The organism is Bradyrhizobium ivorense (genome assembly GCF_900696085.1).
Classification (GTDB): domain Bacteria; phylum Pseudomonadota; class Alphaproteobacteria; order Rhizobiales; family Xanthobacteraceae; genus Bradyrhizobium; species Bradyrhizobium ivorense.
The window spans coordinates 87,566-113,700 of the sequence record NZ_CAADFC020000016.1 but is presented as its reverse complement, the minus strand read 5'-3'; the positions used below and the strand labels follow the sequence as shown (position 1 = coordinate 113,700).

At 66.5% G+C, this 26,135-nt stretch carries 30 protein-coding genes and 1 tRNA gene; 15 read left to right on the top strand and 16 right to left on the bottom strand.

Annotated features, from left to right (window positions below; all coding sequences use genetic code 11):
- Nucleotides 1–55 precede the first annotated feature (55 nt).
- Nucleotides 56–886, top strand: a complete 831-nt coding sequence (locus CI41S_RS20390; protein WP_139861303.1) for a class I SAM-dependent methyltransferase — start codon at nt 56–58, stop codon at nt 884–886.
- A gap of 12 nt (nt 887–898) precedes the next feature.
- Nucleotides 899–1,414: a hypothetical protein gene (locus CI41S_RS20385; RefSeq protein WP_139861302.1), complete on the top strand. Its 516-nt coding sequence runs from the start codon at nt 899–901 to the stop codon at nt 1,412–1,414.
- Nucleotides 1,415–1,452: 38 nt separating this feature from the next.
- Here CI41S_RS20385 and CI41S_RS20380 read toward each other — a convergent pair whose 3' ends face one another.
- The gene (locus CI41S_RS20380) at nt 1,453–1,914 is read right to left on the bottom strand and encodes a GbsR/MarR family transcriptional regulator (RefSeq protein WP_139861301.1); all 462 of its coding nucleotides are present in this window, start codon (nt 1,912–1,914) and stop codon (nt 1,453–1,455) included.
- A 65-nt stretch (nt 1,915–1,979) separates the two neighbouring features.
- On the opposite strand from CI41S_RS20380, the gene CI41S_RS20375 reads away from it, so the two are divergent.
- The 3 genes from CI41S_RS20375 (at nt 1,980) to CI41S_RS20365 (ending at nt 3,912) form a co-directional block, all read left to right on the top strand.
- Nucleotides 1,980–2,267: a hypothetical protein gene (locus CI41S_RS20375; RefSeq protein WP_139861300.1), complete on the top strand. Its 288-nt coding sequence runs from the start codon at nt 1,980–1,982 to the stop codon at nt 2,265–2,267.
- Nucleotides 2,268–2,306: 39 nt separating this feature from the next.
- Entirely contained in the window at nt 2,307–3,008 is a 702-nt protein-coding gene (locus CI41S_RS20370) for a methyltransferase family protein (RefSeq protein ID WP_172628116.1), read from the top strand.
- Between the two features lie 430 nt (nt 3,009–3,438).
- Nucleotides 3,439–3,912, top strand: a complete 474-nt coding sequence (locus tag CI41S_RS20365; protein ID WP_139861299.1) for a VOC family protein — start codon at nt 3,439–3,441, stop codon at nt 3,910–3,912.
- A 59-nt stretch (nt 3,913–3,971) separates the two neighbouring features.
- On the opposite strand, the gene CI41S_RS20360 is transcribed toward CI41S_RS20365, so the two are convergent.
- The 5 genes from CI41S_RS20360 to CI41S_RS20340 all read right to left on the bottom strand — a co-directional run bounded on the left by CI41S_RS20360 (nt 3,972) and on the right by CI41S_RS20340 (nt 8,152).
- Entirely contained in the window at nt 3,972–4,475 is a 504-nt protein-coding gene (locus tag CI41S_RS20360; RefSeq protein WP_139861298.1) for a peptide deformylase, read from the bottom strand.
- 77 nt (nt 4,476–4,552) lie between these two features.
- On the bottom strand, nt 4,553–5,425 hold the full coding sequence (locus CI41S_RS20355; RefSeq protein WP_139861297.1) for a bifunctional helix-turn-helix transcriptional regulator/GNAT family N-acetyltransferase: 873 nt from the start codon (nt 5,423–5,425) through the stop codon (nt 4,553–4,555).
- Between the two features lie 44 nt (nt 5,426–5,469).
- Nucleotides 5,470–5,940, bottom strand: a complete 471-nt coding sequence (locus CI41S_RS20350) for a carboxymuconolactone decarboxylase family protein (protein WP_139861296.1) — start codon at nt 5,938–5,940, stop codon at nt 5,470–5,472.
- A 118-nt stretch (nt 5,941–6,058) separates the two neighbouring features.
- Entirely contained in the window at nt 6,059–7,123 is a 1,065-nt protein-coding gene (locus tag CI41S_RS20345) for an alpha/beta fold hydrolase (RefSeq protein WP_139861295.1), read from the bottom strand.
- Between the two features lie 123 nt (nt 7,124–7,246).
- Complete coding sequence (locus CI41S_RS20340) at nt 7,247–8,152, bottom strand: LysR family transcriptional regulator (protein ID WP_139861294.1); 906 nt, start codon at nt 8,150–8,152, stop codon at nt 7,247–7,249.
- On the opposite strand from CI41S_RS20340, the gene CI41S_RS20335 reads away from it, so the two are divergent.
- Nucleotides 8,126–8,872: a GrpB family protein gene (locus CI41S_RS20335; RefSeq protein ID WP_244626610.1), complete on the top strand. Its 747-nt coding sequence runs from the start codon at nt 8,126–8,128 to the stop codon at nt 8,870–8,872. The two genes, CI41S_RS20340 and CI41S_RS20335, sit on opposite strands and share 27 nt — an antisense overlap.
- Nucleotides 8,873–9,107: 235 nt before the next feature.
- Here the strand turns inward: CI41S_RS20335 and CI41S_RS20330 are convergent, their stop codons facing one another.
- Together CI41S_RS20330 and CI41S_RS20325 are read right to left on the bottom strand one after the other, a co-directional pair.
- Nucleotides 9,108–9,968 carry a DMT family transporter gene (locus CI41S_RS20330; RefSeq protein ID WP_139861293.1) on the bottom strand — a complete coding sequence of 287 codons (861 nt, stop codon included), beginning with the start codon at nt 9,966–9,968 and terminating at the stop codon, nt 9,108–9,110.
- Nucleotides 9,965–10,471 (bottom strand): MarR family winged helix-turn-helix transcriptional regulator, encoded by a 507-nt coding sequence (locus tag CI41S_RS20325; RefSeq protein ID WP_139861292.1) that lies wholly within the window; start codon nt 10,469–10,471, stop codon nt 9,965–9,967. The genes CI41S_RS20330 and CI41S_RS20325 overlap by 4 nt, the downstream gene beginning before the upstream one ends.
- 274 nt (nt 10,472–10,745) lie before the next feature.
- Here CI41S_RS20325 and CI41S_RS20320 point away from each other — a divergent pair, with 274 nt between their 5' ends.
- Nucleotides 10,746–11,534 (top strand): DUF899 domain-containing protein, encoded by a 789-nt coding sequence (locus tag CI41S_RS20320; RefSeq protein WP_139861291.1) that lies wholly within the window; start codon nt 10,746–10,748, stop codon nt 11,532–11,534.
- Nucleotides 11,535–11,583: 49 nt separating this feature from the next.
- Here CI41S_RS20320 and CI41S_RS20315 read toward each other — a convergent pair whose 3' ends face one another.
- Nucleotides 11,584–12,474 (bottom strand): LysR family transcriptional regulator, encoded by an 891-nt coding sequence (locus CI41S_RS20315; protein WP_139861290.1) that lies wholly within the window; start codon nt 12,472–12,474, stop codon nt 11,584–11,586.
- Nucleotides 12,475–12,599: 125 nt separating this feature from the next.
- On the opposite strand from CI41S_RS20315, the gene CI41S_RS20310 reads away from it, so the two are divergent.
- Together CI41S_RS20310 and CI41S_RS20305 are read left to right on the top strand one after the other, a co-directional pair.
- A complete protein-coding gene (locus tag CI41S_RS20310; protein ID WP_139861289.1) occupies nt 12,600–13,157 on the top strand; it encodes a GNAT family N-acetyltransferase in 558 nt (185 codons plus the stop codon).
- On the top strand, nt 13,154–14,347 hold the full coding sequence (locus CI41S_RS20305) for an MFS transporter (RefSeq protein WP_139861288.1): 1,194 nt from the start codon (nt 13,154–13,156) through the stop codon (nt 14,345–14,347). The genes CI41S_RS20310 and CI41S_RS20305 overlap by 4 nt, the downstream gene beginning before the upstream one ends.
- A gap of 1 nt (nt 14,348) precedes the next feature.
- On the opposite strand, the gene CI41S_RS20300 is transcribed toward CI41S_RS20305, so the two are convergent.
- On the bottom strand, nt 14,349–15,788 hold the full coding sequence (locus tag CI41S_RS20300) for an MFS transporter (protein WP_139861287.1): 1,440 nt from the start codon (nt 15,786–15,788) through the stop codon (nt 14,349–14,351).
- 86 nt (nt 15,789–15,874) lie between these two features.
- On the opposite strand from CI41S_RS20300, the gene CI41S_RS20295 reads away from it, so the two are divergent.
- Nucleotides 15,875–16,780 (top strand): LysR family transcriptional regulator, encoded by a 906-nt coding sequence (locus CI41S_RS20295; RefSeq protein ID WP_139861286.1) that lies wholly within the window; start codon nt 15,875–15,877, stop codon nt 16,778–16,780.
- Between the two features lie 204 nt (nt 16,781–16,984).
- On the opposite strand, the gene CI41S_RS20290 is transcribed toward CI41S_RS20295, so the two are convergent.
- A complete protein-coding gene (locus CI41S_RS20290) occupies nt 16,985–17,881 on the bottom strand; it encodes a LysR family transcriptional regulator (protein ID WP_139861285.1) in 897 nt (298 codons plus the stop codon).
- A 226-nt stretch (nt 17,882–18,107) separates the two neighbouring features.
- Here CI41S_RS20290 and CI41S_RS20285 point away from each other — a divergent pair, with 226 nt between their 5' ends.
- On the top strand, nt 18,108–19,625 hold the full coding sequence (locus CI41S_RS20285) for an MFS transporter (protein ID WP_139861284.1): 1,518 nt from the start codon (nt 18,108–18,110) through the stop codon (nt 19,623–19,625).
- 12 nt (nt 19,626–19,637) lie between these two features.
- Here CI41S_RS20285 and CI41S_RS20280 read toward each other — a convergent pair whose 3' ends face one another.
- Nucleotides 19,638–20,042 (bottom strand): cupin domain-containing protein, encoded by a 405-nt coding sequence (locus CI41S_RS20280; protein ID WP_210242703.1) that lies wholly within the window; start codon nt 20,040–20,042, stop codon nt 19,638–19,640.
- Between the two features lie 104 nt (nt 20,043–20,146).
- A complete protein-coding gene (locus CI41S_RS20275; RefSeq protein ID WP_139861282.1) occupies nt 20,147–20,548 on the bottom strand; it encodes an Ohr family peroxiredoxin in 402 nt (133 codons plus the stop codon).
- Between the two features lie 147 nt (nt 20,549–20,695).
- Here CI41S_RS20275 and CI41S_RS20270 point away from each other — a divergent pair, with 147 nt between their 5' ends.
- Nucleotides 20,696–21,157: a MarR family winged helix-turn-helix transcriptional regulator gene (locus CI41S_RS20270; protein WP_244622280.1), complete on the top strand. Its 462-nt coding sequence runs from the start codon at nt 20,696–20,698 to the stop codon at nt 21,155–21,157.
- Between the two features lie 75 nt (nt 21,158–21,232).
- Nucleotides 21,233–21,784: a carboxymuconolactone decarboxylase family protein gene (locus tag CI41S_RS20265; protein ID WP_139483048.1), complete on the top strand. Its 552-nt coding sequence runs from the start codon at nt 21,233–21,235 to the stop codon at nt 21,782–21,784.
- Nucleotides 21,785–21,792: 8 nt separating this feature from the next.
- Here the strand turns inward: CI41S_RS20265 and CI41S_RS20260 are convergent, their stop codons facing one another.
- The 3 genes from CI41S_RS20260 to CI41S_RS20250 all read right to left on the bottom strand — a co-directional run bounded on the left by CI41S_RS20260 (nt 21,793) and on the right by CI41S_RS20250 (nt 23,911).
- Entirely contained in the window at nt 21,793–22,344 is a 552-nt protein-coding gene (locus tag CI41S_RS20260; protein WP_139483047.1) for an AAA family ATPase, read from the bottom strand.
- A 50-nt stretch (nt 22,345–22,394) separates the two neighbouring features.
- A tRNA-Cys gene (locus CI41S_RS20255) sits at nt 22,395–22,469 on the bottom strand.
- Nucleotides 22,470–22,570: 101 nt separating this feature from the next.
- On the bottom strand, nt 22,571–23,911 hold the full coding sequence (locus tag CI41S_RS20250; RefSeq protein WP_139483046.1) for an RtcB family protein: 1,341 nt from the start codon (nt 23,909–23,911) through the stop codon (nt 22,571–22,573).
- Nucleotides 23,912–24,465: 554 nt separating this feature from the next.
- Here CI41S_RS20250 and CI41S_RS20245 point away from each other — a divergent pair.
- Nucleotides 24,466–25,395, top strand: a complete 930-nt coding sequence (locus CI41S_RS20245) for a DUF2167 domain-containing protein (protein ID WP_139861280.1) — start codon at nt 24,466–24,468, stop codon at nt 25,393–25,395.
- The gene (locus tag CI41S_RS20240) at nt 25,392–26,117 is read left to right on the top strand and encodes a site-2 protease family protein (protein WP_139861279.1); all 726 of its coding nucleotides are present in this window, start codon (nt 25,392–25,394) and stop codon (nt 26,115–26,117) included. Before CI41S_RS20245 ends, CI41S_RS20240 begins: the two co-directional genes overlap by 4 nt.
- Nucleotides 26,118–26,135 lie beyond the last annotated feature (18 nt).

The window sequence follows — 26,135 nt, the reverse complement described above, 5'->3', positions numbered from 1 at the left end:
GCTGGAAGCGCGTCTATCTCTGCGGCCAGGACCTGAATCCCGGAGGAATTCCGACATGACCGATGTTCTTGATGGCGTGCGCGACCATTATCGCGCAACCGGCCTGACCGCGCGGCTGAGGACGGCGCTGGCCGTGCTCGGGCCGGAAAACCAGCAACTGACTCCGCGGCAACTGGCGCCGCTCGACCAGTTCCACACCTGCGGGCTGCCTGCCACCGCCGAGCTTGCCGACCTTGCCGGGATCACGGCCAGCATGTCGGTGCTGGATGTCGGGTCGGGCATCGGCGGCCCGGCGCGCTTTCTCGCCGCGAGCCGCGGCTGCGCGGTGACCGGTGTCGACCTCAGCGAGCCGTTCGTCGATGCCGCGCGCTATCTGACCGAGCGGACCGGGCAGAGCGGGCAGGTGTCGTTTCAAGTCGCGAGCGCGGAAAAGCTTCCGTTCGACGACGGCCGTTTCGACGCAGCGCTCCTGCAGCATGTGGCGATGAACATCGCCGACCGCGCGCAGCTCTATCGCGAGATCCGCCGGGTGCTGAAGCCGGGCGGCCGCCTTGCGATCTTCGACATCGTCTCGAAGAGCGGCGAGCCGCTTTATCCGGTGCCGTGGGCGCGCACGCCGGCCACCAGCTTTCTGCTGACCGACGCAGCGACGCGCGCGGCGATCGAGCCGGTGGGCTTTCGCACCCTGGCCTGGCAGGACGACACCGAGGCCGGCAAAGCCTGGTTTGCGCAACTGCGCGCGTCGGGGCCGCCGCCGTCGCCAAATCTCGGCGTCGTGATGGGGCCGGACTTTCTGCAGCTCTCCAGCAACCTCGGACGCAATCTGATGGAAGGCCGGCTCGGCGTCCTGACCGCGGTGTTCGAAGCGGTGTCCATCAACGCCTGAAAGGAATTTGAGATGTCCACGGCAACCGTCTTCCAGATCCATCTCGCGCTCGGCTACGTCCCGTGGCTGCTCTGCTTTTCGGTCTATGCGTGGCCGAGGCTTGCGGCGATGGATCGCGTCGCGGCGCACCGCGCCATTGCGGCCCTGCACAGCTTCCGCTTCTTCGGACTGTCCTTCCTGGTGCCGGGCGTGGTCGGCGCCAACCTGCCGGCCGACTTCGCCAGCTTTGCCGCCTATGGCGATTTCGCCACCGGCGTGCTGGCCATGCTGGCGCTGCTCGCGGTGCGCATCCGTCCGCTGTTCTGGGCGTTCGTCGTCGGCTTCAACCTCGTGGGCGCGGTCGACATCCTCGTCGATTATTATCACGGCATCCAGATCGGCCTTGCGCCGATCGCCGGCGAGCTCGGCGCCAACTACGTGATCCCGATCGTCTACGTGCCGCTGCTGATGATCACCCATGTCGCGGCGTTCATCCTGCTGGTCCGGCAGCCTGCGGCGGAGATGCGGCAAGCCTCGCCCGTTCGATGACGCGGACCGGCAGCGGCTTCACCCGCTAGCCTATCACATCACGGCCGGTTCCGTTTCCAGCGGCCGATGGCGTCGTCCATGGCGCTGCGCATGATCCGGTAAAAGTCCGCCATCTCGCCGAGACGGGCGCGCACCTCCTTCGAGGCGGTGATCGCCCGTCCGGTATTGAACTGGTCGGCCATCGCATCGAGCAGGCGGTTCTGCTGCTGGATCATGGTCTCGTAATCCTCGGCGACGGCGTAGAGCGCGCGCTTGGTTCCGCTCTCGCGGTGCCGGCGCGCCAGCGTGTAGCTCTCCAGGAGGCGCGCCGCGACGCTGGCGCTGCTCTTGCTGATGCCGAGGCTATCGGTGATCTCGTCGAGGCTGACCGGGCGAGGGCACAGCAGCAAATAGCCGTACAGCTGCGCCGCGGCGGGCGGCACGCCCCACGGCGTCAGCACGCGCGCCATATCCGCGATGAAACTCCGCTCGGCCTTGCCGAGTTTTTCTTTCTTTGACATATTCGGCATATTCCGAATATAATGGATTTAGGATAGCGGGCAAGTTCCGAGTTCAGGAGGGCGCCATGCTTCCCTATCTCGTGGCTGCAATCATCGTCGTCGGGCTGCCAACGTTCTACGTCGCGGTGCGCTACCGCGAGTACCGCAAGTTTCTCGCCGGCGCGTTCTTCGTCAGCAGCGGGATGCAGTTCTACTTCTATCTGGCTGATCTTCCGGTCCCGCTGATCTGGACGAACGCCGTCCAGTCGCCGCAGCTCAGCCTCACGCGCGGGACGATCCACTTCGTGCTGTTTGCCGTGTGCCTGTATTTCGGCTGGTTTTCCGGCCGGCCGCGCGCAGCGGCGAACGCCTGACCGGCAACGGCGAAGTGCCGGCATATGGGAGTGCAAATCATGACCTCTGTCGTCGACCCAAAACCGATGTCGCGCGCCATGGCGGTGCTCTACGGCATCTCGCTGCCCCTGATGCTCCTGGCGCTGGTCTTCGTCCCGGCAGGCGATATCGGCTGGCGTCCAGGCTGGATCTTCGTCGGGGCGCTCGTCGCAGGCTTCGGCCTGTCCGCGCTGCTGCTGGCCAAGGTCAATCCGATGATCTACCGCGCGCGCAGCCGGATCCAGCCGGGCACCAAGACGTGGGACTTGATCCTGCTGTCCGTCATGCTGCCGGTGTTGGTGCTGGAAATCCCGATCGCGGCGCTCGATGCCGGCCGGATGGGATGGTCCGCCGTGCCGCCCTCGGTGGTCGTGCTCGGCTATCTCCTGTTCGCCGGCAGCATCGCAATCACGACCTGGGCGCAGGCGGTCAATCCGTTCTTCGAGCCGGGCGTCCGTATCCAGAAGGAGCGGGCGCAGCGCGTGATCACATCAGGGCCGTACGGTTTCGTCCGGCATCCCGGCTATACCGCCGCGATCGCGATGTTCATCGCCATTCCGCTGGCGCTGGGCTCCTGGTGGGGATTGCTGCCGGCGGCACTCGCGATCGTGTTGCTGGTGGTGCGGACCCGGTTCGAGGATGGCCTGCTGCAGGCCGAACTGCCGGGCTACGCCGACTATGCAAGCCGAACGCGCTACCGGCTGCTGCCCGGCGTGTGGTGACGGCGGTGGTTGAATGCGGTGACTTGCGCAAATGCCTGACCCGTCATCCTGAGAGGGTGTGAAGCTTTGCCCTCATCTACCGTTGTCATCGCCCGGCTTGACCGGGCGATCCAGTACGCCGGGGCCTCTCGCTTCCATCACCGCCGTCTCTGGAATACTGGATCACCCGGTCAAGCCGGGTGATGACACCGAGCAAGCTGAGCAAACCAACCCGTCATCCTGAGGTGCGAGCGTTGCAGCGCACTTGCGCTGCAACGCGAGCCTCGAAGGATGAATCGGCCACCAGCGGGGCCGTCGATCCTTCGAGGGCCGCTGAAGAAGCGGCCACCTCAGGATGACGGAACTGATGGCGGCCCGCCAAACTATTGTCGCCGAGTTGTGTGCTGATGGCGCTCCGCACCACACGCCAATTGACAACAAGGAGACCGCGATGACCGACCTCGTGACATGCCTGTGGTTCGATCAAGGCCGCGCCCGCGAAGCGGCGGAGTTTTATGCTGCGACCTTTCCCGACAGCCACGTCGATGCCGGCCATGTGTCGCCGATCCCGGGCATCGGGCAGGGCGACGAGCTGACGGTCGAGTTCACCGTGCTCGGCCGGCGCTTCGTCGGATTGAATGGTGGATCGAACTTCAAGCCGAACGAGGCGGTGAGTTTCATGGTCCTGACCGACAGCCAGGAGGAGACCGACCGTTACTGGAACGCCGTCACCGGCAATGGCGGCCAGGAAGCACCGTGCGGATGGTGCAGGGATCGTTGGGGCTTTGCCTGGCAGATCACGCCGCGGCGGCTGCTCGAGCTGGTCAACGGCCCCGATCGCGCCGCCGGTAAGCGCGCGATGGAGGCGATGCTGACGATGAAAAACATCGACATCGCCGCGATCGAGCGCGCTGCCGCGGGATGAGGACGTCACTACGACGCATGACATAGCAGCATGTCGCTGCGCTGATGCGGGCTACGCGGCTAGTGTCGGTTGCGCGCGATCTTCTCGTAGCGCTTGATCAGCCGCTCGCGTTTCAGGCGGGACAGCCGCTTGATCCAGAACATGCCGTCGAGCTGATCGATCTCGTGCTGGTGGCAGACCGCGCGGAGCCCGTCGGCTTCCTCGAACTGCACGACACCGTCGAGGTCCTGATACTTGACCCGGACGCGGGCGTGGCGCTCCACCTCGTCGTTGATGCCGGGCATCGAGACGCTGCCTTCCTTGTGCAGGATCGTCTCCGGCGAGGCCCGGATGATCTCCGGATTGACATAGGTCTGCGGCCCTTCGCCCGCGCCGAGGTCGAGCACCACGACCCGCAGCGCAATGCCGACATGCGGCGCGGTGATCCCGATGCCGGGCGCGGCGTGCATGGTCTCGAGCAGGTCCTGCGCCAGTTCGCGCAACGGGTCGTCGAACACGTCGACCGGTTCAGCCGCGAGGTCGAGGCGGGGATCGGGATAGCGGACGATCGGACGGATGGTCATGCGATGGTCATAAGCCAGCACGCGGCGGCGGACAACACGCACAATCCCTCGGTGCGCAGTACATCGCGGCGCGCCGATCAGAGACGCTTCTCGAAGAACAAATCGGGGTAGGGGTCGTCGTTGAAGCGCGGGATCTCGGTCCAGCCGCTCCGGCGATAGAGCTGGCCGGCCTCGGCCAGCGCGCTGTTGGTGTCGAGCCGCAGCACCGCGATGCCGAGCTCGCGCGCGGCGGTTTCGGCTGCGTCCATCAGGCGGCGGCCGAGACCCAGTCCACGCGCGGCCGGCGCCACCCACAGCCGCTTGATCTCCGCGAACTCGCCGGCGCCGCCTTTCAGCCCGACGCAGCCGATTGGCAGGCCGTCCGACATCGCCACGATGAAGGCGCCGCGCGGCCGCACCATGTCCTTCGCGTCGGGATCGCGCGACAGCTTGACGTCAAACCCTTGGCTGAAGCGCTGCGCGAGCTCGGCGTAGTACGCCGCCAGACAATAGCGCGCCGCGTCGCTGCGCGGGCTGGTCTCCTGCAAGGCGGTGCCGTCGCGGCCGAGCGCCGAGGCAATCAGGTCCATCGCCGCCAGCAATGCGTCGCGTTGCGCGTTGCGGGCCAGCAAGCCCTCGGCCTGCCGGTTGGAGATCGCTTCATAGGCGTTGAACTCGCGCTGGCCGGCCGGCGTCAGGTGGGCGATGCGGCGGCGGGCGTCGCCGTCATGCACCATCGTCTCGATCAGGCCTTCGTCTTCGAGGCTCCGCAGCAGACGGCTCATCAGGCCGGAATCGAGGCCGAGATAATCCCTGATGTCGGCGACGTCAGTGCGTCCATGCCCGATCGCGTTGAGCACGCGCGCCGCCCCGAGCGGCCGGCCGCGCCCGAGAAACGAGCTATCGAGCGCGCCGACGGCGGAGGTCACGGCACGGTTGAAGCGACGGACGCGGGAAACAGGGTCGAGCATATATCTGACTTTAGTCAGATATATGCTCCCCGTCAATCGGCCGCTTACGCGGCGTTCGCCATGCTGGCCTTGACGACCTGCGGATCGATGAAGCCGCCGAAGCCGACCGCGATCCGGTTCCAGCCGTTGATGACGTTGATCAGCAGCGTCAGCTTGACCTGCTCCTCCTTGGAAAAGTGTGCCTTCAGCGCCTCGTAGGCGGCATCATGCGTATGCTCCTCGCAGAGCCGCGTCAGCGCCTCGGTCCAGCCGAGCGCTGCGCGTTCGCGGTCGCTGTAGCAGGGAGCTTCGCGCCAGGCCGACAGCAGATAGAGGCGTTGCTCGGTCTCGCCCGCTTCGCGCGCGAAGGTCGTGTGCAGATTGATGCAGTTGGCGCAGCCGTTGATCTGGGAGGCGCGGATCTTGACCAGTTCGGCGATGGTCTGGTCGAGGCTGGAGGCGATCGTGACGGAGGCGTCGAACCAGATTTTCATGATCTTGGGGGCGGCGGCGAGGGGATCAAGTCTGACAGTCATTGGCTGAAGTCCTGTGTTGCTGATGACACCAAGACGAACCAGGAACGGCCAATGTGACAATTCGGACAAATTTTTTTCAACGGATAGGCGGATTGCGTTCGCCGCGCCGGCGGTGGCCTCACTCCGCCAGGAACGCGACCACCTCGCGCAGCAGCGCGTCGCGTCCGCGCTCCGGCCGGTCGAGATGCACATAATGCGTGGCGTCCTCGAGCGCGACGACGCGGAGCGATGCGGCGCGCACGGCGTCGTGTGCGAAGGCTTGCACATCCTCGGGCCGGCTCCAGAAATCATGCTCGCAGCGGATCGCCAGCACACGGGCGGTGATCGATGCCGCGTCGAACAGGCGCCGGCCGCTGGCCTGATAAAAACTGTCCTCGATCGCGCCCATCGGCGCGCGGAACGCCGGCGGAGCCTGGCTGCCGGACTGCGCATCGCTGTCCAGCGCGGCCTTCTGGTAGGCCGCGACCAGCGCGGGATCGCGCCACGCCGCCTTGTCCGCGATCGGGATCGACCTGTCCCAGCCCGGCAGCAGCGAGCCGGCATCGTTGCGGGCATAGGCGCCGATCTTCGGATTGACGCGGTCCGGATGGCCGGGGTCGCTGTTCGGCGAGCCGGGCCCGAGCTGGGGATGACGGTCCGAGCCGCCATAGATCGCATTGAGCGTCACCAGATGACCGACGCGTTCCGGATGCTGCGCGGCGTAGTAGGCGGCCCACATCCCGCCGGTGGCCCAGCCGAGCAGAGCGACCTGCTGCGTGTCCGATCGCTGCGTGACGGCCGCGACGACGGCGGCGATGTCGCGCGCGACTTCATGGGCGTGCACGACGGGGCGGTTCGCCGCCGGCGGCTGATCGAACTCGGCGGGACGCTGCGAGCATCCGTAGCCCCTGGCGTCCATGACATAGATCGGCCGGCCGGTGCGCAGCGCGAGGTCCGCGGCGAGCGAGCCATCGGGCACCATTAGGTCGAAGCTGGCGATGCCCGGCACGCGGGCGCCGTGGATCAGGATCACGGGCTGCGCATGCTGATCGCCGCCGGCAGTATGCAGCTCACGGACGCAGAGGCGCATGCCGTCCTCGGTGGTGACGTGAAAGTCGTGCCGCGCGACGGCGGCTTCGACGGCGCCAGCGGTGTCGATGGTTCCTGCTGCGAGCGCCGCCAGGGTCAGGACAAAGTGTTTCATGAGGTCTGCAACCGATCCAGATTTGCACGCGATCGGAATCTAGGGAGGCTGCGGCGTTCGATCCAATACCGTTTGGCTCAAGACGCGATATAGCGGACGTATCGCGCCCGCGGTGCCGCGCGATCACTCGCCCGGATTGCGCGCGGCATACGATGCGAGCAGCGCCGCCAGGGCAGCGGAGCCATCGTTCCGCCGCCAGGCCAGCGCGACCTCATAGGGGACTGGCGTGCCGTCGATCGCGCGGAACACGACGGAGCTCCAGCCCGTCGTCTTGAACAGCGCCGGCACCAGCGCCACGCCGAGCCCTGCCGCGACCAGGCCGACGATGGTCTCCATCTGCACGGCGCGCTGCGCGACCTCAGGCGCAAACCCCGCCGCGGCGCAGGCGCCAACGATCCGATCGTGCAGCCCGGGTCCTTCGTTGGCGGGGAATAGTATCCACGGCTCATGCGCCAGCGCTGCGAGCGCAAGCGGTGCCGTCGGCTCTCGCGCCAGCGCGTGCCGCTCCGGCAGTGCCGCGACCAGCTCGCTGCGCAGCACGGTCCGGGTTGCGATTTCCCGCTCCGCGCCGGTCGGCAGCGGCAGCGCCACGATGCCGAGATCGAGCCGATCGTCCAGCAACGCCGCCACCTGCCGGGCGCTCGGCGCTTCCATCAGCTCCAGCGCCACGTCCGGATGGGTGTCGCGGAAATTCGCGATCAGCGTCGGAACGATGTGGCGAACTGCGGTCGCGACAAAGCCGATCCGGAGCGAGCCGGTCAGGCCCGCACCGGCGCGGCGCGTCAGCGCGATCGTGCGCTCCGCCTGCGCAATGGTGCGCCGCGCCTCGTCGCGCAGCACCTGGCCCGCGGCGGTCAGGCCGGTGATGCGGTTGGTGCGCTCGAGCAGCCGCACGCCGAGCTGCTCTTCCATCTGCCGGATCGCGGCGGTGAGCGGCGGCTGCGCCATGTTGAGACGGTCGGCGGCTTGCCGAAAGCTCATGGAATCGGCGACGGCGAGAAATTGCTGGAGCTGGCGCAGGCTGAGCATCGCGGCACATTCGCCGTATCGCGACGCAAGATCAATCCTGTTCGGCAAATTGCGTGCCATGCATCAGCGGATTGCGATCTCGCTTTCCTCGCTGGCCGTGATTTAATGGCTGTCGCCGAGAGTGTTCCCGAGATTTGTCGAACAGCATTGCCGGAGAGCCGGAGCATGGAGCGATACGGAGGCGGAGCGATCATTGTTGCGGACTACGATTCGGCATGGCCGCGGATGTTCGAGCAGGAACGAGCGAAGCTGGAGGAAGTGCTTGGCGCCCTCGTCGTCGGCATCGAGCATGTCGGAAGCACGGCGGTGCCTGGTTTGGCGGCGAAGCCGATCATCGATCTTGCGCTCGGCGTGAACGACTTGAACGAGGCGGAGGGACGATGCATCGCGGCGCTTCCGGCGCTTGGCTACAGCTACATGCCGGAGTACCGGTCCTGGCTGCCCGATGAACTGTTCTTCCGGAAGGGCGCGGCAGGACCCTGGACCCATCATGTCCACGTCATGGAGCCTTCCGCTCCGGCCTGGCAGCGCCGTCTGCTGTTTCGCGACTATCTGCGCGCGCATCCGGACGCCGTCGAGGCCTATGTTGATCTCAAGCGGACGCTGGCCACCACGTTCAAGGACGACATCGCCGCCTACCGGAACGGCAAGGACGCATTCGTGCAGGACATCTTGACAAAGGCCGCCCAATGGCGCGCGTCGCAGTCACAGCGTTCCTGAGAAGGTGTGAAGCTTTGTCCTCACCCACCGCTGTCATCGCCCGGCCTGTGCGCAATTGCGTACATGGACCGGGCAATCCAGTACGCCGCGGCCTCTCGGTTCATTCACCACTGCCTCTGGAATACTGGATCACCCGCCTGCGCGGGTGATGACACCGAGCAAGTTGAGCAAACCAACCCGTCGCCCTGAGGTGCGCGCGACCAGCGTGGCAGGAGGGAGCACATGCCATCGCGCTTTAGGCGCGTGACAGCACCAGCACATTGCCGCCGAGGATCGCGGCGGCTCCGGCGAGCACCGGCCAGCCCAGGGCAAGGTGCTCGAACAGCGCCGACAGCAGAAGCGCAACCAGCGGCACCACGGCGAGCGTATAGGCGGCGCGGCCCGGACCCAGCCGGCGCACTAACTCGAAAAAGAGCATGAAGGTGATGCAGGACGCGGCGACCGCAAGATAGAGGAAACTTGCCACATAAGAGAACGACACATCGACCGCGAAAGAGGTGTTCGTCACGACGGCCCAGAGCGCGCTCGCTGCAGCGCCGACGAATGCGCCCCAGCCGAGCACGGCGACGATCGGCAGGCCTGCGCGCTGATTTCGCGCGCCGACCGTCGTGCCGGCGCCGGTTGCCACCGCCGCGACCAGCGCCCAGGCAAACCCCGCAAGCGGCGATGCTCCCGGCACGGTGACGCCGGGCAGGAAGATGATGGCCAGTCCGATGATGCCGCACAGCGCGCCCCAGACCAGGCCGGAGGAGATCGGGACGCCGAGCGCGGCGCGCGCGATCACGGCGGCAAACAGCGACGAGGTCGACAGCACCAGCGCCGCAAGTCCGCTCGGCATCCGTGCGGTCGCCTCATAGAAGGCGATGAAGGCGACGGCAAAGAACAGCAAGCCCTGCAACGCCACGGCGGCCCGGTGTTGCCGGGGAATCGCGAGCGGCACGCCGCGGATCAGCCCGTAGCCGAGCAGGATGAAGCCGGCTAGCACCATGCGCAGCGCCACCGACCACGGCGCGGGCGTCACGCCGGCCTGCATCGCGGTCGCCAGCGCGCCGCCACCCCAGAGCAGTGCGGTCAGCGCGAACAGCAACCCCGTCATGAGCCGCCGCGATCGTCGAGCAGCGCGCGCCAGCCGCCGGCGTCGATCCGCGCGCTTTCCGCCTCCAGCCGGGTGAGGGCGGAGCCGAGCGTCGCCTGCTCGGCCTCCGTGAGGCGCGACAGCAGCCGCGCCTCGATCGCGTTGCCCAGCGCGGCGATCCGGTTGAAGGCGTTGCGGCCGCTCCGCGTGATGCTGACAGCCGCGGTGCGCCGATCGAGCTTGCCTGATCGCCGCACCGCAAAGCCGAGCTCGACGAGCTGGCCGATGCCGCGGCTGACCGCAAACGGATCGAGCGCGCAGGCGCGGCCGATCTCGGCGGCGTTGGCGCTATCCCGCTCGGCAATCACGGCGAGGATGCGCCAGCCGGCCTGGCTCAACCCAAAGGCTTCGCCGTAAAAGCCCTCGAGCGGGCGCGCCACCTGCGCTGCGACCAGGAACAGGCGGTAGGGCAGCCAGGCGCTGAGCTTCAGGACGTCGTCGGGAACAGTTGCGGCTTGTCTCATGCCGCCAAGGCTTGCATAGGTAATTGCACGATGCAAGTATATTGCAATAAATAATGACACCGGATGCGAGCGACGCGATGCTGTTGGGGTCACGCACCACTTGGATCGTTGCGTCCCTGCCGCAACCGCGATAGCCGGGAATCCCGACACACTTGTCACTCCCACCGTGCACCGCAACCGCGCGATGCTGCGCCATCAGCAATGACGAGCGGCGGACCACGCGCGGAACCGCATTTCGGCCCCGGCGTTCGTGCTTTCAGGAGGTTGAACCATCATGACAAAATCATCCGAAACCGATCAGGCCGCGATGCAGACCCCGCCGGTCGTCACGCCGGCAGCGTGGGAACAGGCGCGCCTGCAAATGTTGGTGAAGGAGAAGGCGCAGGTGCGGGCGCGCGATGCGCTCGCTGCCGAGCGCCGGCGGATGCCGTGGATGGCGGTCGACAAGCCCTATGTGTTCGAGGGACCGAACGGCAAGGTCGGCCTGCGCGATCTGTTCGAGGGCCGCCGGCAGCTGATCGTCTATCGCGCCTTCTTTGAGCCCGGCGTGTTCGGCTGGCCGGATCACGCCTGCCGCGGCTGCTCGCTCGGTGCCGACCAGGTCAGCCATCTCTCGCATCTCAATCAGCGCGACACCACGCTGGTCTACGCCTCGCGGGCGCCGCAGCCCGACATCGCCAGGCTGAAGGCGCGGATGGGCTGGGAGATGCCCTGGTACACCATCACCGACAGCTTTGATGCCGACTTCAGCGTCGCCGAGTGGCACGGCCACAACGTGTTCTTCCGCGACGGCGACAAGATCTTCCGCACCTATTTCGTCAACAGCCGCGGCGACGAGGCGTTCGGCACGATCTGGAGCTATCTCGACATCACGCCGCTCGGCCGCCAGGAGGTCTGGGAAGATTCGCCGGCAGGCTATCCGCAGACCCCGCCCTACAAATGGTGGAACTGGCACGACAATTATGATGCCGAAGCCACGACGAATTCGAAGTGGGACCAGGTCACCGATGCCGGCGTCAAGGCGTTCCGCAAGGCCGCGGAGGAAGAGCGCAAGGCGACCTGAGCGAGAGGCTAGTTGAGGGTGCCGCAGGGAGGACGCGCCGCGTCCTCCCTTAATGCTTTGCCGACAGCGCCTTCAGCGCAGCCAGCGTTTGCCGCAATCCGCGATCGAGCCGCTTGTCGCGGCGGATCACGACGGCAAGCCGGCGGTGCAGCTTTGGCGACAGCGACCGCACCACCAGGTCGCGCGGCGTCGCCTTGGCCGGGACAGCCATGCCGGGCAGGATCGCGCAGCCGAGGCCGGCGCGCACCATTTCCTTGATCGCCTCGACACTGCCGAGCGACATCAAGGGCTTCAATGACACGCCACCGCGCGCCAGCCACTCGTCGGCGGTGCGCCGGGTGTTGCCGCCGGGCTCGAACAGCAGCACCGGCTTGCTCGCCAGCACCGCCGGCGTGATCCGCGCCGGCAGCGCCATGGCCCGCGGCGCGATCAGCACGAACTCGTCGTCCATGACGGGCGTGATCTCGAAACTGCGCCCCGACACCGGCAGCGTGACCAGCGCGATGTCGATCGTGTTGTCCTCGACCGCCTTGGCGATCTCAGCCGTGTTGCCGGTGGTGACCGTGATCTCCAGCGAAGGCAGCGCGGTGCGCAGCGCCCTCAGGATCGGCGGCAGCAGGAAGATGCAGGCGGTGGCGCCGGTGCCGAGCCGCACGCGCCCCGCGGTTCCATTGGTCTGTTGCGCGACGGCGTCGACCGCCGACGTGACGGCCGCATTGATCTGCTCGGCATGCGACAGCAGCGCGCTACCGGCGGCGGTAGGCCTCGCCTTGCGCCCGACGCGCTCGATCAGGGTTGCGTTGAGGCTCTTCTCGAGCTGGCGCACCTGCAGGCTGACCGCGGGCTGCGTCAGCTGCAGCCGCTCGGCGGCGGCCGAGAAGCTGCCGCTGGCGATCACCACGCGAAAACTCTCGAGGTAGTCGAGATTGAGGTTCTTCATCAAAGCAACTCTTATGCTCTGCATAAATTGCAAAAGCTTCACTTATATAACGCCGAGGCGCATGCTGGCGCAATGGGGATTGAGGCGCATGCTGGCGCAATGGGGATTTAAGCAGAGAGAGCAGAATGGCGGCAGGCATCAACGGCGTCGTGGTTCGCGACGCGACCGAGGTCGACATGGCGGACGTGCAGCGCATCTACGCGCATCACGTCGAGACCGGCCTTGCGACGTTTGAAGAAGTGCCGCCGACGGTGGACGAGATGCTCGGCCGCCGCGAGGCCGTGCTGGCGGCGGGGTTGCCGTATCTTGTCGCCGACGTCGACGGGCGCGTCGCCGGCTATTGCTACGCGACGGCGTATCGGCCGCGGCCGGCCTATCGCCACACCATCGAGGACTCGGTCTATGTGCTGGAATCGCTGCGCGGACGGCGCATCGGCGTCGCACTGCTCGACATGTTGATCGCGCGCACCGAGGCGGGACCGTGGCGGCAGATGCTGGCGGTGATCGGCAACAGCGGCAACGCAGGCTCGATCGCCCTGCATCGCCGGATGGGTTTCCAGCCGGTCGGGACGTTGAAGTCGGTCGGCTTCAAGTTCGGCCAATGGGTCGATACCGTGCTGATGCAGCGGCCGCTCGGGCCGGGTGACGCCGCGCTGCCGGCTGGGAAGGAAGTGTCGCGGTGATCGAACGCCGGGTCGTCGGCGCCGTCGGGCTCGGCCAGCTGATTTCCTGGGGCGCCACTTACTATCTGATCGGCGGCTTCGGCGAGCAGATCGGCGCCGAGCTCGGCTGGAGTCGCGACATCGTCTATGGCGGCTTTGCCGTCGCGCTGCTGGTGATGGGGGTAGCATCACCGCTCGCGGGCAAATGGGTGGATCGCCGCGGCGGCCGTGACGTCATGGTCGCCGGCGCGATTGTCAACGCCGCCGGCTGCGCCGGTCTCGCGCTCTCGCATCAGGTCTGGACCTACTATGCCTGGTGGATCGTGCTGGGTCTCGGGATGCGGCTGACGCTGTACGATGCCGCCTTCGCGGCGCTGGCGCGGATCGGCGGGCCGGAAGCGCGGCGCGCGATGTCTGAAATCACGCTGCTCGGCGGCCTTGCCGCCACCGTGTTCTGGCCGCTCGGCCATATTCTCTCGGAGCATTTTGGCTGGCGCATCGCGCTAGCGGTCTATGCGGGCTTTGCGCTGCTCACGATCCCGCTGCATCTCTTCATTCCAAACGGGCGGTTCGCGGGCGCGCCGAGCGCCGGCGCGGCGGCGCCGCGGCAGCCGCGCGCGGTCGGCCGACGGCAGCTTGCGGTGGCGGGCGGGCTCTACGCCGTGACCATGACCGGCGCCAATTTCCTCAACGCGGGAATGTCCGCGCACATGATCGCGGTCCTTTCCGGTCTCGGGCTGGGTGCAACGATCGCGGTCTGGATCGCGACGCTGCGAGGTATCGGCCAGTCCGCCGCCCGTCTCTGCGAGGTGCTGTTCGGTGGACGGATCGATCCGGTCACGCTCAACCTGGCGGCCTGCCTGATCATGCCGTTGTCCTTCATCGCCGGGCTGTTTGCCGGATCGTCGACGGCGATGGCGATCGCCTTCGCGCTGCTCTACGGCGCCTGCAACGGCATTCTGACCATCACGCGGGGCACGCTGCCGCTGATCCTGTTCGATCCCCGCAGCTATGGCACCATCGTCGGCCGGCTGATCGTGCCGAGCTTCATCCTGCCGGCGGCGGCGCCGCTGATCTATGCCGTCGTCATCGACCGCTTCGGCAATGCGGGCGCGCTCTATCTGTCCACCGGCCTCGCCACGATGACGCTCGCGGCGGCGGTGCTGCTGAAGCTGATGTTCCCGCCGCCCCGCGAGGTGGCGAAGCAGTAGTTCACGCTGCCGCCGGCTCGCGCGGCAGCCACAGCGACAGCCAGCCGCCGAGCGCCAGCAGCGCGACGTTGCAGCCGAGCGCGATCGTGAAGGCGAGCGCGTAATCGCCGGCGTCCGGCCGCGGCCCGAGCAGGCTGTAGAACACGCCGCCGATGATGGCGACGCCGAGCGCGGCGCCGATCTGGAAGGTCGAGATCATCATCCCCGATGCCAGCCCGGCATGGCGCGGATCGATGCTGCCGATCACCGCCTTGATCACCGAGGGCATCACGGTGCCAAAGCCCAGGCCGCCGCAGACGAGGCCGAGCTCGAGGCCTTGCGGCAGCGCGCCGCCGACAGCACACATCACGGTGCCGAAGCCGATCACCTGGAGCGCAAAGCCCAGCGTCAGCGCACGCACGCCGAGCCACTGCATGACGTAGGACGAGGCCAGCGACGCCAGAAAGAAGCCGGTGGCGAAGGGCAGGGTGGCGAGGCCGGCGGCGAGCGGGGTCTGATGCAGGCCGCTTTGCAGGTACACCGCGAATGTCAGATAGAACGACGACAGCATGTAGAAGCCGAGCGCCATTACCAGCCCGATCACGAAATCGCTGTTGCGCAGCAGATGCAGCGCGACCAGCGGGTCGCCGCCCCGCGCCGACAAGCGCGCCTCGATGCGGACGAAGGCCGCGAGCATCAGCGGCGAGGCCAGCAGCATTGCGACGATCCACGCCGGCCAGCCGGATTCGCGGCCCTCGATCAACGGATAGACCAGCAAGCCGAGCGTCAGCGACAGCAGGATGACGCCGCCGACATCGAGCCGCTGCGCATGCGCGGCGCGCGTCTCGGTCAGGAACAGCATGCCGCCGACGAGCGCGGCGAGGCCGATCGGCACATTGATCAGGAAGATCGCCTGCCAGGCGAGGCCGAACGGATGCGCCGACACCAGCGCGCCGCCGAGCAACTGGCCGCAGATATTGGCGAGACCAAAAGTCGCGCCGTAGAAGCCGAGCGCGCGGCCTTGCTCGGCCACTGGAAACAGCACGCGGATCGAGGCGAGCACCTGCGGCGCCATCACCGTCGCGGTAAGTCCCTGCAGGATGCGCCCAGCGACGAGGACCGTCGGCGACCACGCGATGCCGCACAGCACGGAGGCGACCGTGAAGCCGGCGACGCCGGTCAAAAACATGCGCCGCCGTCCGAGGAGATCGCCGAGCCGGCCGCCGGTGATCAGGAACACCGCGTAGGTCGCGGCATAGGCCGAGATCACGAACTGCACCTCGCTGGCGCTGGCGCCGAGATTTTCGCGGATCGCCGGGAGGGCGAGGTTGACGACATTGAAGTCGAGGATCGGCAGGAAGGCGCCGGTGAGCAGCACCGGTAGCGCCAGCCAGCGCCGCGGATCCGCCGCGGCGTGGCCGGCGTCGCGGAATTGCAATGTCTCGGTGGTCTCGCTCGTCACTTGCCGCTTCCTCCGCTAATAGGAGAAAGATGGCCTGTCGATCTGTGATAAGATATTATCCAATATTGCCAAGCGAGTTTGCAAAAATGCAAAGTTTTCTCGACTGGAATGATCTTCGTCTCGTGCTGGCGATCGCCCGCGAGGCCAGCCTGTCGGGCGCCGCGCGCCGGCTTGGTGTGACGCATTCGACGGTGTTTCGCCGCCTCGGCGCGATCGAAAAGGCGATCGGAACACGGCTGTTCGAACGTTTTCGCGATGGCTATGCGCCGACCCCGGCCGGCGAGAGCGCGGCGGCATCCGCCGCCCGTCTCGAGGACGAGGTGCTGGCGCTCGAGCGAAAATTGGCGGGGCAGGATCTGAAGCCGTCAGGCCCGGTCCGGATCACGACGACCGACACGCTCGGCACGGTGCTGATGCGGCATCTGCCGGCGCTGCGCGCCGCGCATCCGGACATTCATCCCGAGATCGTGATCGCGAACGCGATGGCCAACCTGACGCGCCGCGAGGCCGAGATTGCGATCCGGCCGACGCCGTCGCCGTCCGAATTGCTGGTCGGGCGGCGCGTCGCCGACATCACCCACGCGGTCTACGGATCGCGCACCTATCTCGCGCGGCACGACGACAAGGACTTTTCCGCGCACGACTGGATCGGCCTCGACGATGCGCTGGCGGGGACGGTGATCGCCGGCTGGATGCGCGAGAATTTGCGCAACGTACGCGTTACTTGCCGGGTCGATGCGCTGCCGGCGCTGCGCGATGCGGCGGCTGCCGGGCTCGGGCTGGCGCTGCTGCCCTGCTATGTCGGCGACCTCGCGCCCGGGCTGCGCCGCGTTACGCCCAAGCCGCTGGCCGAACCGCGATCGGCGCTGTGGCTCTTGACCCATGACGACCTCAAGCGCACCGCGCGCATCCGCGCCACGCTCGACTTTCTCGCCAAGGCGCTGGCGTCGGAGCGCGCACTGTTCGAGGGAAAGCGGTCCGCGCAGCGCTAGGTGCGCGATGCACCGCTTAGGATGATGGGTTGGTTTGCTCAACTTGCTCGGTGTCATCACCCGCGCATGCGGGTGATCCAGTATTCCAAGGCGGTGGTGAATGAACCGAGAGGCCGCGGCGTACTGGATCGCCCGGTCCATGTGCGCAATTGCGCACAGGCCGGGCGATGACAGCGGTGGGTGAGAACAAGATTTCCCATCCTTTCAGGACCCGAGAACCGCAGCGGCGGGCACGCTGCTTGCCGCATTCGCCGGCCTGCGATGATGCTCGCGAAAGGCGCTGATCAACGTCTTCAGCGTTGCGCGGGATCTTGCATCCGACAGCGCGGACAGCAGCACCATCTCGGATGGCGGCAAAGCGGGCAGGCCGAACCGCTTGCTGACTTCGATCGTGCCTGCGGGGGCGAGCCGGCGCGAAAACACCGAGGTGGCAAGGCCGGCGGCGACTGCGTCGGCCACGGCAAAGGACGCGCAGCCCAGAAACGCCTCGGTCCAGGGAATTCCCGCCGCGGCGAGCGCGCGCGTTGCGATGTTGAGCACGCCGCAGGACGGCGAGGAGGCGGCGAGCCGCAGCGGCTCGCCGGGACGATGCAAAAAGTCCGGCGTGGCGAACCAGCCGTAATGGTCGGTCGCCAGCACTTCGCCGTCGCGGCGATCGTCCTCACGGCGGATGATCGCGGCATCGATGTCGCCGCGGTCAAAACCGGCGAGCAGATCGCGGGAGTCCTCCAGCCGCACCTCGATGGTGAGCGCCGGATCGTGCGCGTGCAGCCGCGTCAGCAGGGTCGGCAGCTCGGCGCCGCCGACATGGTTGGCGATGCCGAGCGCGAAGCGGCGGCGCGCCGCGGATAGTCCGGCGATCGCCCGGTCATGCGCGGCGAGCAGCTCGCGCGCCGGCGCAAGGAATTCGGCGCCTTGCGCCGAGAGGCGGACCAGTCGCGGCGTCCGCTCGAGCAGGCGTTGGCCGATCTGGTTTTCCAGCCGCTTCAGCTTGACGCTGATCGCCCCTTGCGTGCTGCCGAGCGCTTCGGCGGCGCGGGTAAAGCTCTTGAGATCGGCGATGGTCACGAAGGCCTTCACGGCATCGACGTCGAGGGTCATGGCATTGATCCGGATTTGTTGTCTCTGAAATATCTAGTCATCCAATTCACCAATGCTCAAGCCGCGACTAGCTTCTCTGGTGAAGCGCTGCGGCCATCCGATCGGTCCACCCGATTTCCGGCATCGCGGCTCAATACATCGTGAGTCGATCGGCTCGACGCTGCTGCCAGCACCCTGGCAACAGCGTGCGGTATGCCGTCGGCTCGCAACAGCAAAAGGCCGAACCATGTCCACTGAACTGAGCCGTCGCGGCGCCGTCGTGCTGTCCGCCGTCTGTCTTGCGTGTCTGATGTTTGGGTTGGAGATCTCGAGCATTCCCGCGATCCTGCCGACGCTGGAGCGGGTATTACATGCCGACTTCAAGGAATTGCAGTGGATCATGAACGCCTACACCATCGCCGTCACCACGGTGCTGATGGCGATCGGAACGCTGGCGGACCGCTTTGGCCGCAAGCGCGTCTTCCTGGTCGCCATTGCGGCATTCGGGATCACCTCGCTCTTGTGCGGCGTCGCGCGCAATGTCGAGATGCTGATCATCGCCCGCTTCCTGCAGGGCCTGAGCGGCGGCGCGCTGCTGATCTGCCAGATTGCCGTGCTGTCGCACGAATTCCAGGGCGGGCGGCTGCGCGCCACAGCCTGGGGCTGGTGGGGCGTGATCTTCGGCATCGGCCTCGGGTTCGGACCGATCATCGGCGGCGCGATGGCCGCGGTCGCGAGCTGGGAGTGGGTGTTCCTGGTCCATGTGCTGTTCGCAGCGGTGGCGTTCGTGCTGACGATCGGCGGCGTGCACGAATCCAGCGACCCGAAGGCGAGCACGCTCGACGTCGCCGGCATCGTGACGATGTCGCTCGCGGTGTTCTGCCTCGCCTTCTACATCACGCAGGGACCGGATCTCGGCTTTGCCAGCGTGAGGGGGCTTGCGATCCTCGGCGTCTCCGCCGCGAGTTTTGTCGCCTTCCTGGTGGCCGAGAAGGTCAGCCGGCGGCCGATGTTCGATTTCTCGGTGTTCCGGATCTCCGCCTTCTCCGGCTCGATCGTCGGTTCGGCCGCGATGAACCTCAGCTACTGGCCGTTCATGATCTATCTGCCGATCTGGTTTCACGCCGGCCTCGGCTATGACAGCGTCTCCGCCGGGCTGGCGCTGCTCGCCTACACGCTGCCGACCCTGGTGATGCCGCCGTTCGCCGAGCGGCTGTCGCTGCGCTACCAGCCGGGGCTCATCATTCCGGCCGGACTGTTCACGATCGGCGCCGGCTTTCTGTTGATGAAGTTCGGCAGCGCCACGGCACAGCCGGATTGGGCGACCATGCTGCCGGGCTGCCTGATTGCCGGCATCGGTCTTGGCATCACCAACACGCCGGTGACCAACACCACGACCGGCTCGGTCTCCAGCGACCGCGCCGGCATGGCGTCGGGCATCGACATGAGCACGCGGATGGTCTCACTCGCGGTCAACATCGCGCTGATGGGCTTCATCCTGGCGAGCGGCGTGCTGGCGCACCTCAAATCGGTGCTGCCGGGCTTCGACCTTGCGCAACTCCGCCTGATCGCCGAGCGGGTCGCGGCCGGCGACGTCGCCGCCGCGCCGGAACTGCCGGCATCGACTATGCATCAGGCGCTGGCGAGCGGCTTCGGCTGGGTGATGCTCTATGGCGGGGTCGGCGTCTGGATCATGGCCGCGCTCAGCTTTGCGATCTTCAACGCGCGGCCGGTGCGGCAGGCCGAGGTGCAGTGCACGAAGTGAGGCGCGGGCGCTTCACTTCGCCAGGGTCAGCAGCGGCGTGCCCTTCTCGACGATATAGGTCGCAAGCTCGCTCGCGGTGACGTCGCCGACATTCTTCGCGGCATGGATCGTCCCGGCGGGAATGAACAGCACGTCGCCGGCCTTCAGCGTCGCCGGCGGCCTGCCTTCGATGTCGTATTCGAAGGTGCCGGCGAGCACATAGATGATCTCCTCGCCCGGATGGCTGTGCCGGCCGAACGCCTTGCCCGGCGCGATGTCGACACGCACCTGCACCGCCTCGCGGCCAGGCGCGCTGAGATCGTGACGCTGCAGGTCGGTGCGCGTGATGCCTGCCGGCTGCTGCGCCTCGGCGGTGGGGATGGTGAGGAGGCTTGCGACAATTACACCCGCCCTTGCGAGGACGCGCGTGGCCTTCATCATTGTACTGGTCATCTCGAATGTCCTCGGTTGTTCCGATCGCGGACCGGGCCGGGATGCGGCCAGTCTGCGTCGGAGGCTGGGTTCGTCAGTCGTCGCGTGGTTCAGACGAGAGTGGTCGTGACGTCGATGTTGCCGTGGACTGCCTTGGAGTAAGGGCAGATGCCGTGCGCGGCCTCGATCAGCTCCTGCGCCACCGCGCGGTCGACGTCGGGGACGCGGACGTTGAGGCGCGCGCTCAGGAAGTAGGCGCTGCCGGCCTGGTTCAGATCGATCTCGGCGTCGACCTCGGGCTCGCTCGGCAGCTTCACCTTGCGCTGGCCGGCGGCGAGCTGGATCGCGCCGATGTAGCAGGCCGACCAGGCGGCGCCGAACAGGTTTTCGGCGGCCGGGTGCGGCTGCGCCAGCTTGACGTCGATGAAGCCGTCTTGCGAACGGGCGGCGCCGTTCGGGCCGGCGGTGACGTGGGTCTTTCCGGTGACGAGGACTTTTGCGGTGGCGGTCATGGCGAGCTCCTTTAGATGAATATAGATCGTGTCCGATCTAATCGGATACGGTGTGAAATAATCCGGTCGACAGGTGCTGTCAAGCACTTCCGATTTAATCGGATACGATTTATATTGCCCCAGACTTCACAAACTCCGGAGACGCCCGTGACCCGCCCCCAGAAGACCGAGCCAAAGGGCCGAAAACTCTCGAATTTCCTGTGCTTTGCGGTCTATTCCGCCAATCTGGCGTTCGGCCGCGCCTACAAGCCGATCCTGGACAAGGTCGGACTGACCTACACCCAGTACATCGCAATGATCGCGCTGTCGGAGGCCGACGACCAGACCGTCAGCGAACTCGGCGAAAAACTGTTCCTGGAATCCAACACGCTGACGCCGATCCTCAAGAAGCTGGAGCAGTCGGGCTACATCCGCCGCGCCCGCGATCCCGCCGACGAGCGGCAGGTGCGGGTCTCGCTGACGCCGGCCGGGCGGCGCCTGCTCGAGCAGGATCTCGGCGGCTCCCTGCGGGACGCCACCGGGCTCGGCGACGAGTTTCCGGTGGTGCAGAAGAGCGTCGCCAGGCTGCGCGACAATCTCTTGCGCAACACGCAGGGCGCAACAAAGTAGGACCGCAGGTTGCTTGCTCCGGATCGCGGACGAGGGCAGGCTCGGTCAGCTCAATTCCGTTCCGAGGTGAAATCAATGTCACGCGTGTCCATCAAGACGAGAGCCGACCTGCCATCCGACCTGCAGCCGCTGTGGGACAAGATGACGACCTATGGCGCATTCGAGAACCAGGCCGGCGTGATGGCGCAGCGTCCGCCGATCTTCAAGCACATGTGGTCGCTGCTGGTCGATCTCGCGGACGAGGCCGTGCTGTCGAAACGGCATCTCGAGCTCGCGCTGGTGACGGTGTCGCTGCTCAACAAATGTGATTACTGCGTGTCGCACCATGCGCCGAAACTCGCGGTGCAGGGCGTCTCGGAGGAGGGTGCCGAGCGCCTGCTCGACTACAAGGATCACCCCGAGCTCGATGCGCTCGACAAGCTCGTGGTCGAATATGCGATCGCCGTCACCAACAACTGGAACAAGACGCGCGACGAAATTTTTGCGCGGCTGCGCGAGCATTTTTCGGAAGCGCAGATCGTCGAGCTGACCTGGCGGATCGCGCTGTGCGGCGCCTTCAACCGTTTCAACGACATCCTGCAGCTCGACGTCGAAGCGGGTGTCCCGCATCGCGAGGCCGCGGAGTGATGGTTCGATCAGGGCGCCGGCGAGGGGTCGGCGGCAAGCGTGGCCAGCACGAAGTCTGCGCGCGCTGAGGGCGACGTCTTCGGCAGGCTGATGACATCGTAGCCGAGCGCCGGCAGCGTCTCGATCAGCCGCTGATGCTCGGCGGCCGCAGCCTCGAAATCGTGCCGGCGCTCCGGATCCGTGACATAGATCTCGGGCCATGGCGGCGCCATGAACACGCGCCTGTGGTAGCGATGCGTCGCGCACAGCGGCCGCAGCACCGGCTCGCCCGTCAACGCCTGCAGCGCGGAGGCCGCATCGACCAGGCCGCGATCGAAGAACACCCATCCGGAGTGCGCCTTGGCCAAGCCCATGTCGCCCAACGCGACCTCGATGGCGCGGCGCAGAAAGGCCGCAGGATCGATCCAAGGCAGGGCCTTGCCACCCGACGCCAGTTCATCGGCGATGATGCGCCGGCCCGGCTCCTCCACAACGCGATAGCCGCGTGCGCGCAGTTCGACCAGCAGCGTCGACTTGCCGCCGCCGGAGCAGCCCGAGATCAGGACAAAGCGGTTTTGCAATGAAATCTCCTTTCTTGGAGGAGGAGGCGCAGAGCTGTCCACCTTGATGTTGGAGGTACGGGCCGGTATCGAACCGGCTCATGGCGGTTTTGCAGACCGCAGCGTTCCCCTTTCGCCACCGTACCGTAGGCTCTCGTCGCGGCTCGAACTGCAGAGCGCCCGGCCCAGAGCCGGGCGCTCCATCGATCAGGTTGAGAGAAGAAGCGGCGAGGCGCGTGCGCCTCGCCTAGTCCTTGAACGGATCGAACTCGCCTTCACCTGCCATCGCCACGGCGAACGGCCGCAGCGTGTGCAGCACCTTCACCGTGCCGGCATGCCGGGCGAGCACGTCGGGCAGGCGCCGATAGGCCATCGGGCTTTCATCGAGATCGGCGCCGACCAGCGTGACGCCGCGCTCGTTCAGCCAGCGGTCCATCTCCTCGCGCGTGAAGCGGCGCTTGGCTTCCTTGCGGCCGAACAGCCGCCCGGCGCCGTGCACCGTCGAGTACAGCGAGGCCTTGGCCTCAGGACTGTCGACGCCCTCGAGGATGACGGCATCGTCGCCCATCGACCCGCCGACAAATCCCCGCTGACCGGGGAAGGCCGGCGTCGCGCCCTTGCGCACCACCCACAGATCCTTCCCGCCATGGGTTTCACGCCAGGCGTAGTTGTGGTGGTTGTGCACGGCGTCGGTGAGCTTGCCGCCGATGATCTGGCGCACCCGCTCCACGACCCACTCGCGGCCCGCATAGGCATAGCGCCCGGCGAGCTGCATCGCGGCGATGTAGCGGCGCCCGAGCTCGGAGTCCTCGTCGACGATCGCGGGCGGGACGTTCATGCCGTCCTTGCCCCCGGCCGCCTTGAGGTAGCGGGTCGCGCTGGTGTGGCCGAGCCCGCGGCTGCCGAAGTGGACGCCGATCCAGACGAAGCCGGCCTCGTCGCGCATCAGGTCGACATAGTGGTTGCCGGAGCCGACAGTGCCGAGCTGGCCGACCGCCTTCTGCCGGTACGCCTCCATGTCGCTTTCGCGCCAGGCATCGCCATCGTCGAACAGCGTGTGCTCGACCTTCTCGACATTCTTTCGGCCAATGCCGAACGAGATCACCTTGGCAACGTCGCGGATGATGGTCGGAACCGTCGCCGCGATGTCGTCGAAGCGCACGTCGAGCCGCGCCGCCATGTTGCCGCAGCCGATGTCGAAGCCGACGCCGGAGATGCTGACCTGCTTCTCATAGGCGATCACGCCGCCGACCGGCTGCGCATAGCCGAGATGGCCGTCCGCGCAGATCACGCCGGACACGACGTTGCCGACCGCCATGCAGTTACGCATCTGCGCGATGGTCGCATCGTCATGTTCGCCGAACACCTTCAGCGGCGCGTTCTTGAAGCGTTCTTGCTGCGGACGCAGCATCGCGATCTCGGCTGAGGCCGCCTCGGTCTCGCGCGCCAGCTGCTCCTTGCGGGCGGCATCGCGATACAGACACCAGGCCGGCTGGCCGCGGCCTTCGCCGACCCGGGAATCCGGATCGATGCCCGCGGCGAGGCAGAGTTCGCGGGCGCGCTCCTGGTAGGGATCAGGTCTTCGCATCGTCTTGTTTCCTGCTGAAACCGCAGGAGCAATCAGTGGCCCCTGCAGTCTGTTCCAGATCGTGTTCGCCGCAAGTCGACCTGGCCGCGCGGGGGCAACAAAAAACCCTCCGAAGCGGCTGGGCTTGGGAAGGTCCGTGGATACGGATGTTCGATCCGCTTATGCGAGACCGCTCCCATCAACCGGGCGTGCATGGACATTCGGACGCAGACAAATCGATAGTCCGCCGATCCGTTCGTAGCCGTGCTGTTGCGGTTTCAGTTTCACCGGTTCGCTCGCATTCATTCGCGAATATCGGGTTCGCGAGGGCCGCCGACATACGCCTGCAACCTCTGAATGTCAAGCAGGATGAACAAGCAGCTCTTGCGATCGCGCCGGGGAATGCCCGGCTGCACGACAATTCCGCCCGGCGCGCAGGCTTCGGAACAACGTTTCCGCATGATTGATGCTTTGGGAAAAACTGCGATATGCCGTGTAATTGATCGGTCAACACTGCTATTTAGGGTTGTCACGGGAATCGTTCGATTCATTTTTCGGTTTTTGCGAGGGCGCCGGTGCGAAAAGCATTTTTCATTGCGGCCGTCTTGCTGGCGGCCCTGTTCGTGTGGCCATCGGGATTCGCGCAGTCGTCGCCGCCGAATGAAGCCGCGCGAAGGGCGGAGCTGACGGCCGCCTGGCAGGCTGCCAGCCAGGCTGGCACCGCGGGACCTGCGGACGTCACGCTGATCGACCAGGCCCATCTCAAGCTGCCGGCGAACTATTTCTTTGTGCCGAAGGCGGAGGGAACGCGCGTGTTGCGGGCGCTCGGCAACGTCGTCCACGATGCGACCTTCATTGGCCTGGTGGTTGGAACACGTCAGAACGACGAGTGGATGGTCGTGATCCGCTACGTCAAGGAAGGCTACATCAAGGATGACGACGCCAAGAACTGGAACGCCGACGAGCTCCTGAGCAACATCAAGGAGGGGATGGAAGAAGCCAACAAGGATCGTGTTGCACGCGGCTTTCCCGAGCTCGAGGTGATCGGTTGGATCCAGCCGCCGGCCTATGATGCTGTAAACCATCGCCTGGTTTGGTCGATGCTGGGCAAGAACAAGGGCCGGCCGGACAACGAGCCCAGGGTGGTCAATTTCAACACCTACGCGCTGGGACGCGACGGCTATTTCAGCCTGAACCTGCTGTCGGCGTCCGACCGCATTGCCGCTGAGAAGCCGGTTGCGCAGGAGCTGCTTGGCGATCTCTCCTATAACGGCGGCAAGCGCTACGAGGACTTCAGCGCCAGCACGGATCGCGTCGCCGCCTACGGCCTTGCCGCGCTGATCGGTGGCGTTGCCGCCAAGAAGCTCGGCCTGTTCGCGATCGTGATCGCCTTCGTGCTGAAGTTCGCCAAGGTGTTCCTGCTCGGAGCGGCGGCGGTCGGCGCCGGCCTGATGAAGTTCTTTCGCCGCAAGCCGCGCGTCGATCCCGGTGGTGGCCCGGCGTGAAGGCCTTACTGGTTCTGCTGCTCTCCGGCCTGAAATGGGGCAAGCTCGCCACCACTGGCGGCAGCATGCTGCCGTCGCTGGCGCTCTACGCGACGATATGGGGCTGGCGCTACGCGGCGGGTTTCATCGCGCTGCTGTTTGCGCATGAGATGGGCCACTACGTCGCGGCGCGGCAGCGCGGCCTCGATGTCGGGGCGCCGGCCTTCATTCCCTTCATGGGCGCCTTCATCGCGCTGAAGGAGCGGCCGGCGGATGTCGAGACCGAGGCCTATGTCGCGATCGCAGGTCCGGTGGTCGGGACGATCGCCGCGCTGGCGGTGTATTGGTGGGCGAGGTCGGTGGACAGCGGGCTCCTGCTCGCGATCGCCTATTCGGGCCTGTTCCTCAATCTGTTCAATCTGCTGCCGATCTCGCCGCTCGACGGCGGCCGGGTGACGGCGGTGCTCAGTCCGCGGATCTGGTTCGCCGGTGTGCCGATCCTGCTGGCCCTGATGCTGTACCGGCCGAGCCCGATGCTCCTGATCGTGGCGGTCCTGGCGGTGCCGCAGCTCATTCAAGCCTGGCGGTACGATCCGCACGCTCCCGAGAACGTCGCCTATTATGGCGTGCCGCTGCAGACCAAGCTCGAATATGGTGCGGCCTATCTGGGGCTTGCGGCACTGCTGGCGATCATGAGCTACGACGTCCACGAGATGTTGGGCCATACCGTTCGTCCGACCTGACGAGCCGAAAGGAAGACG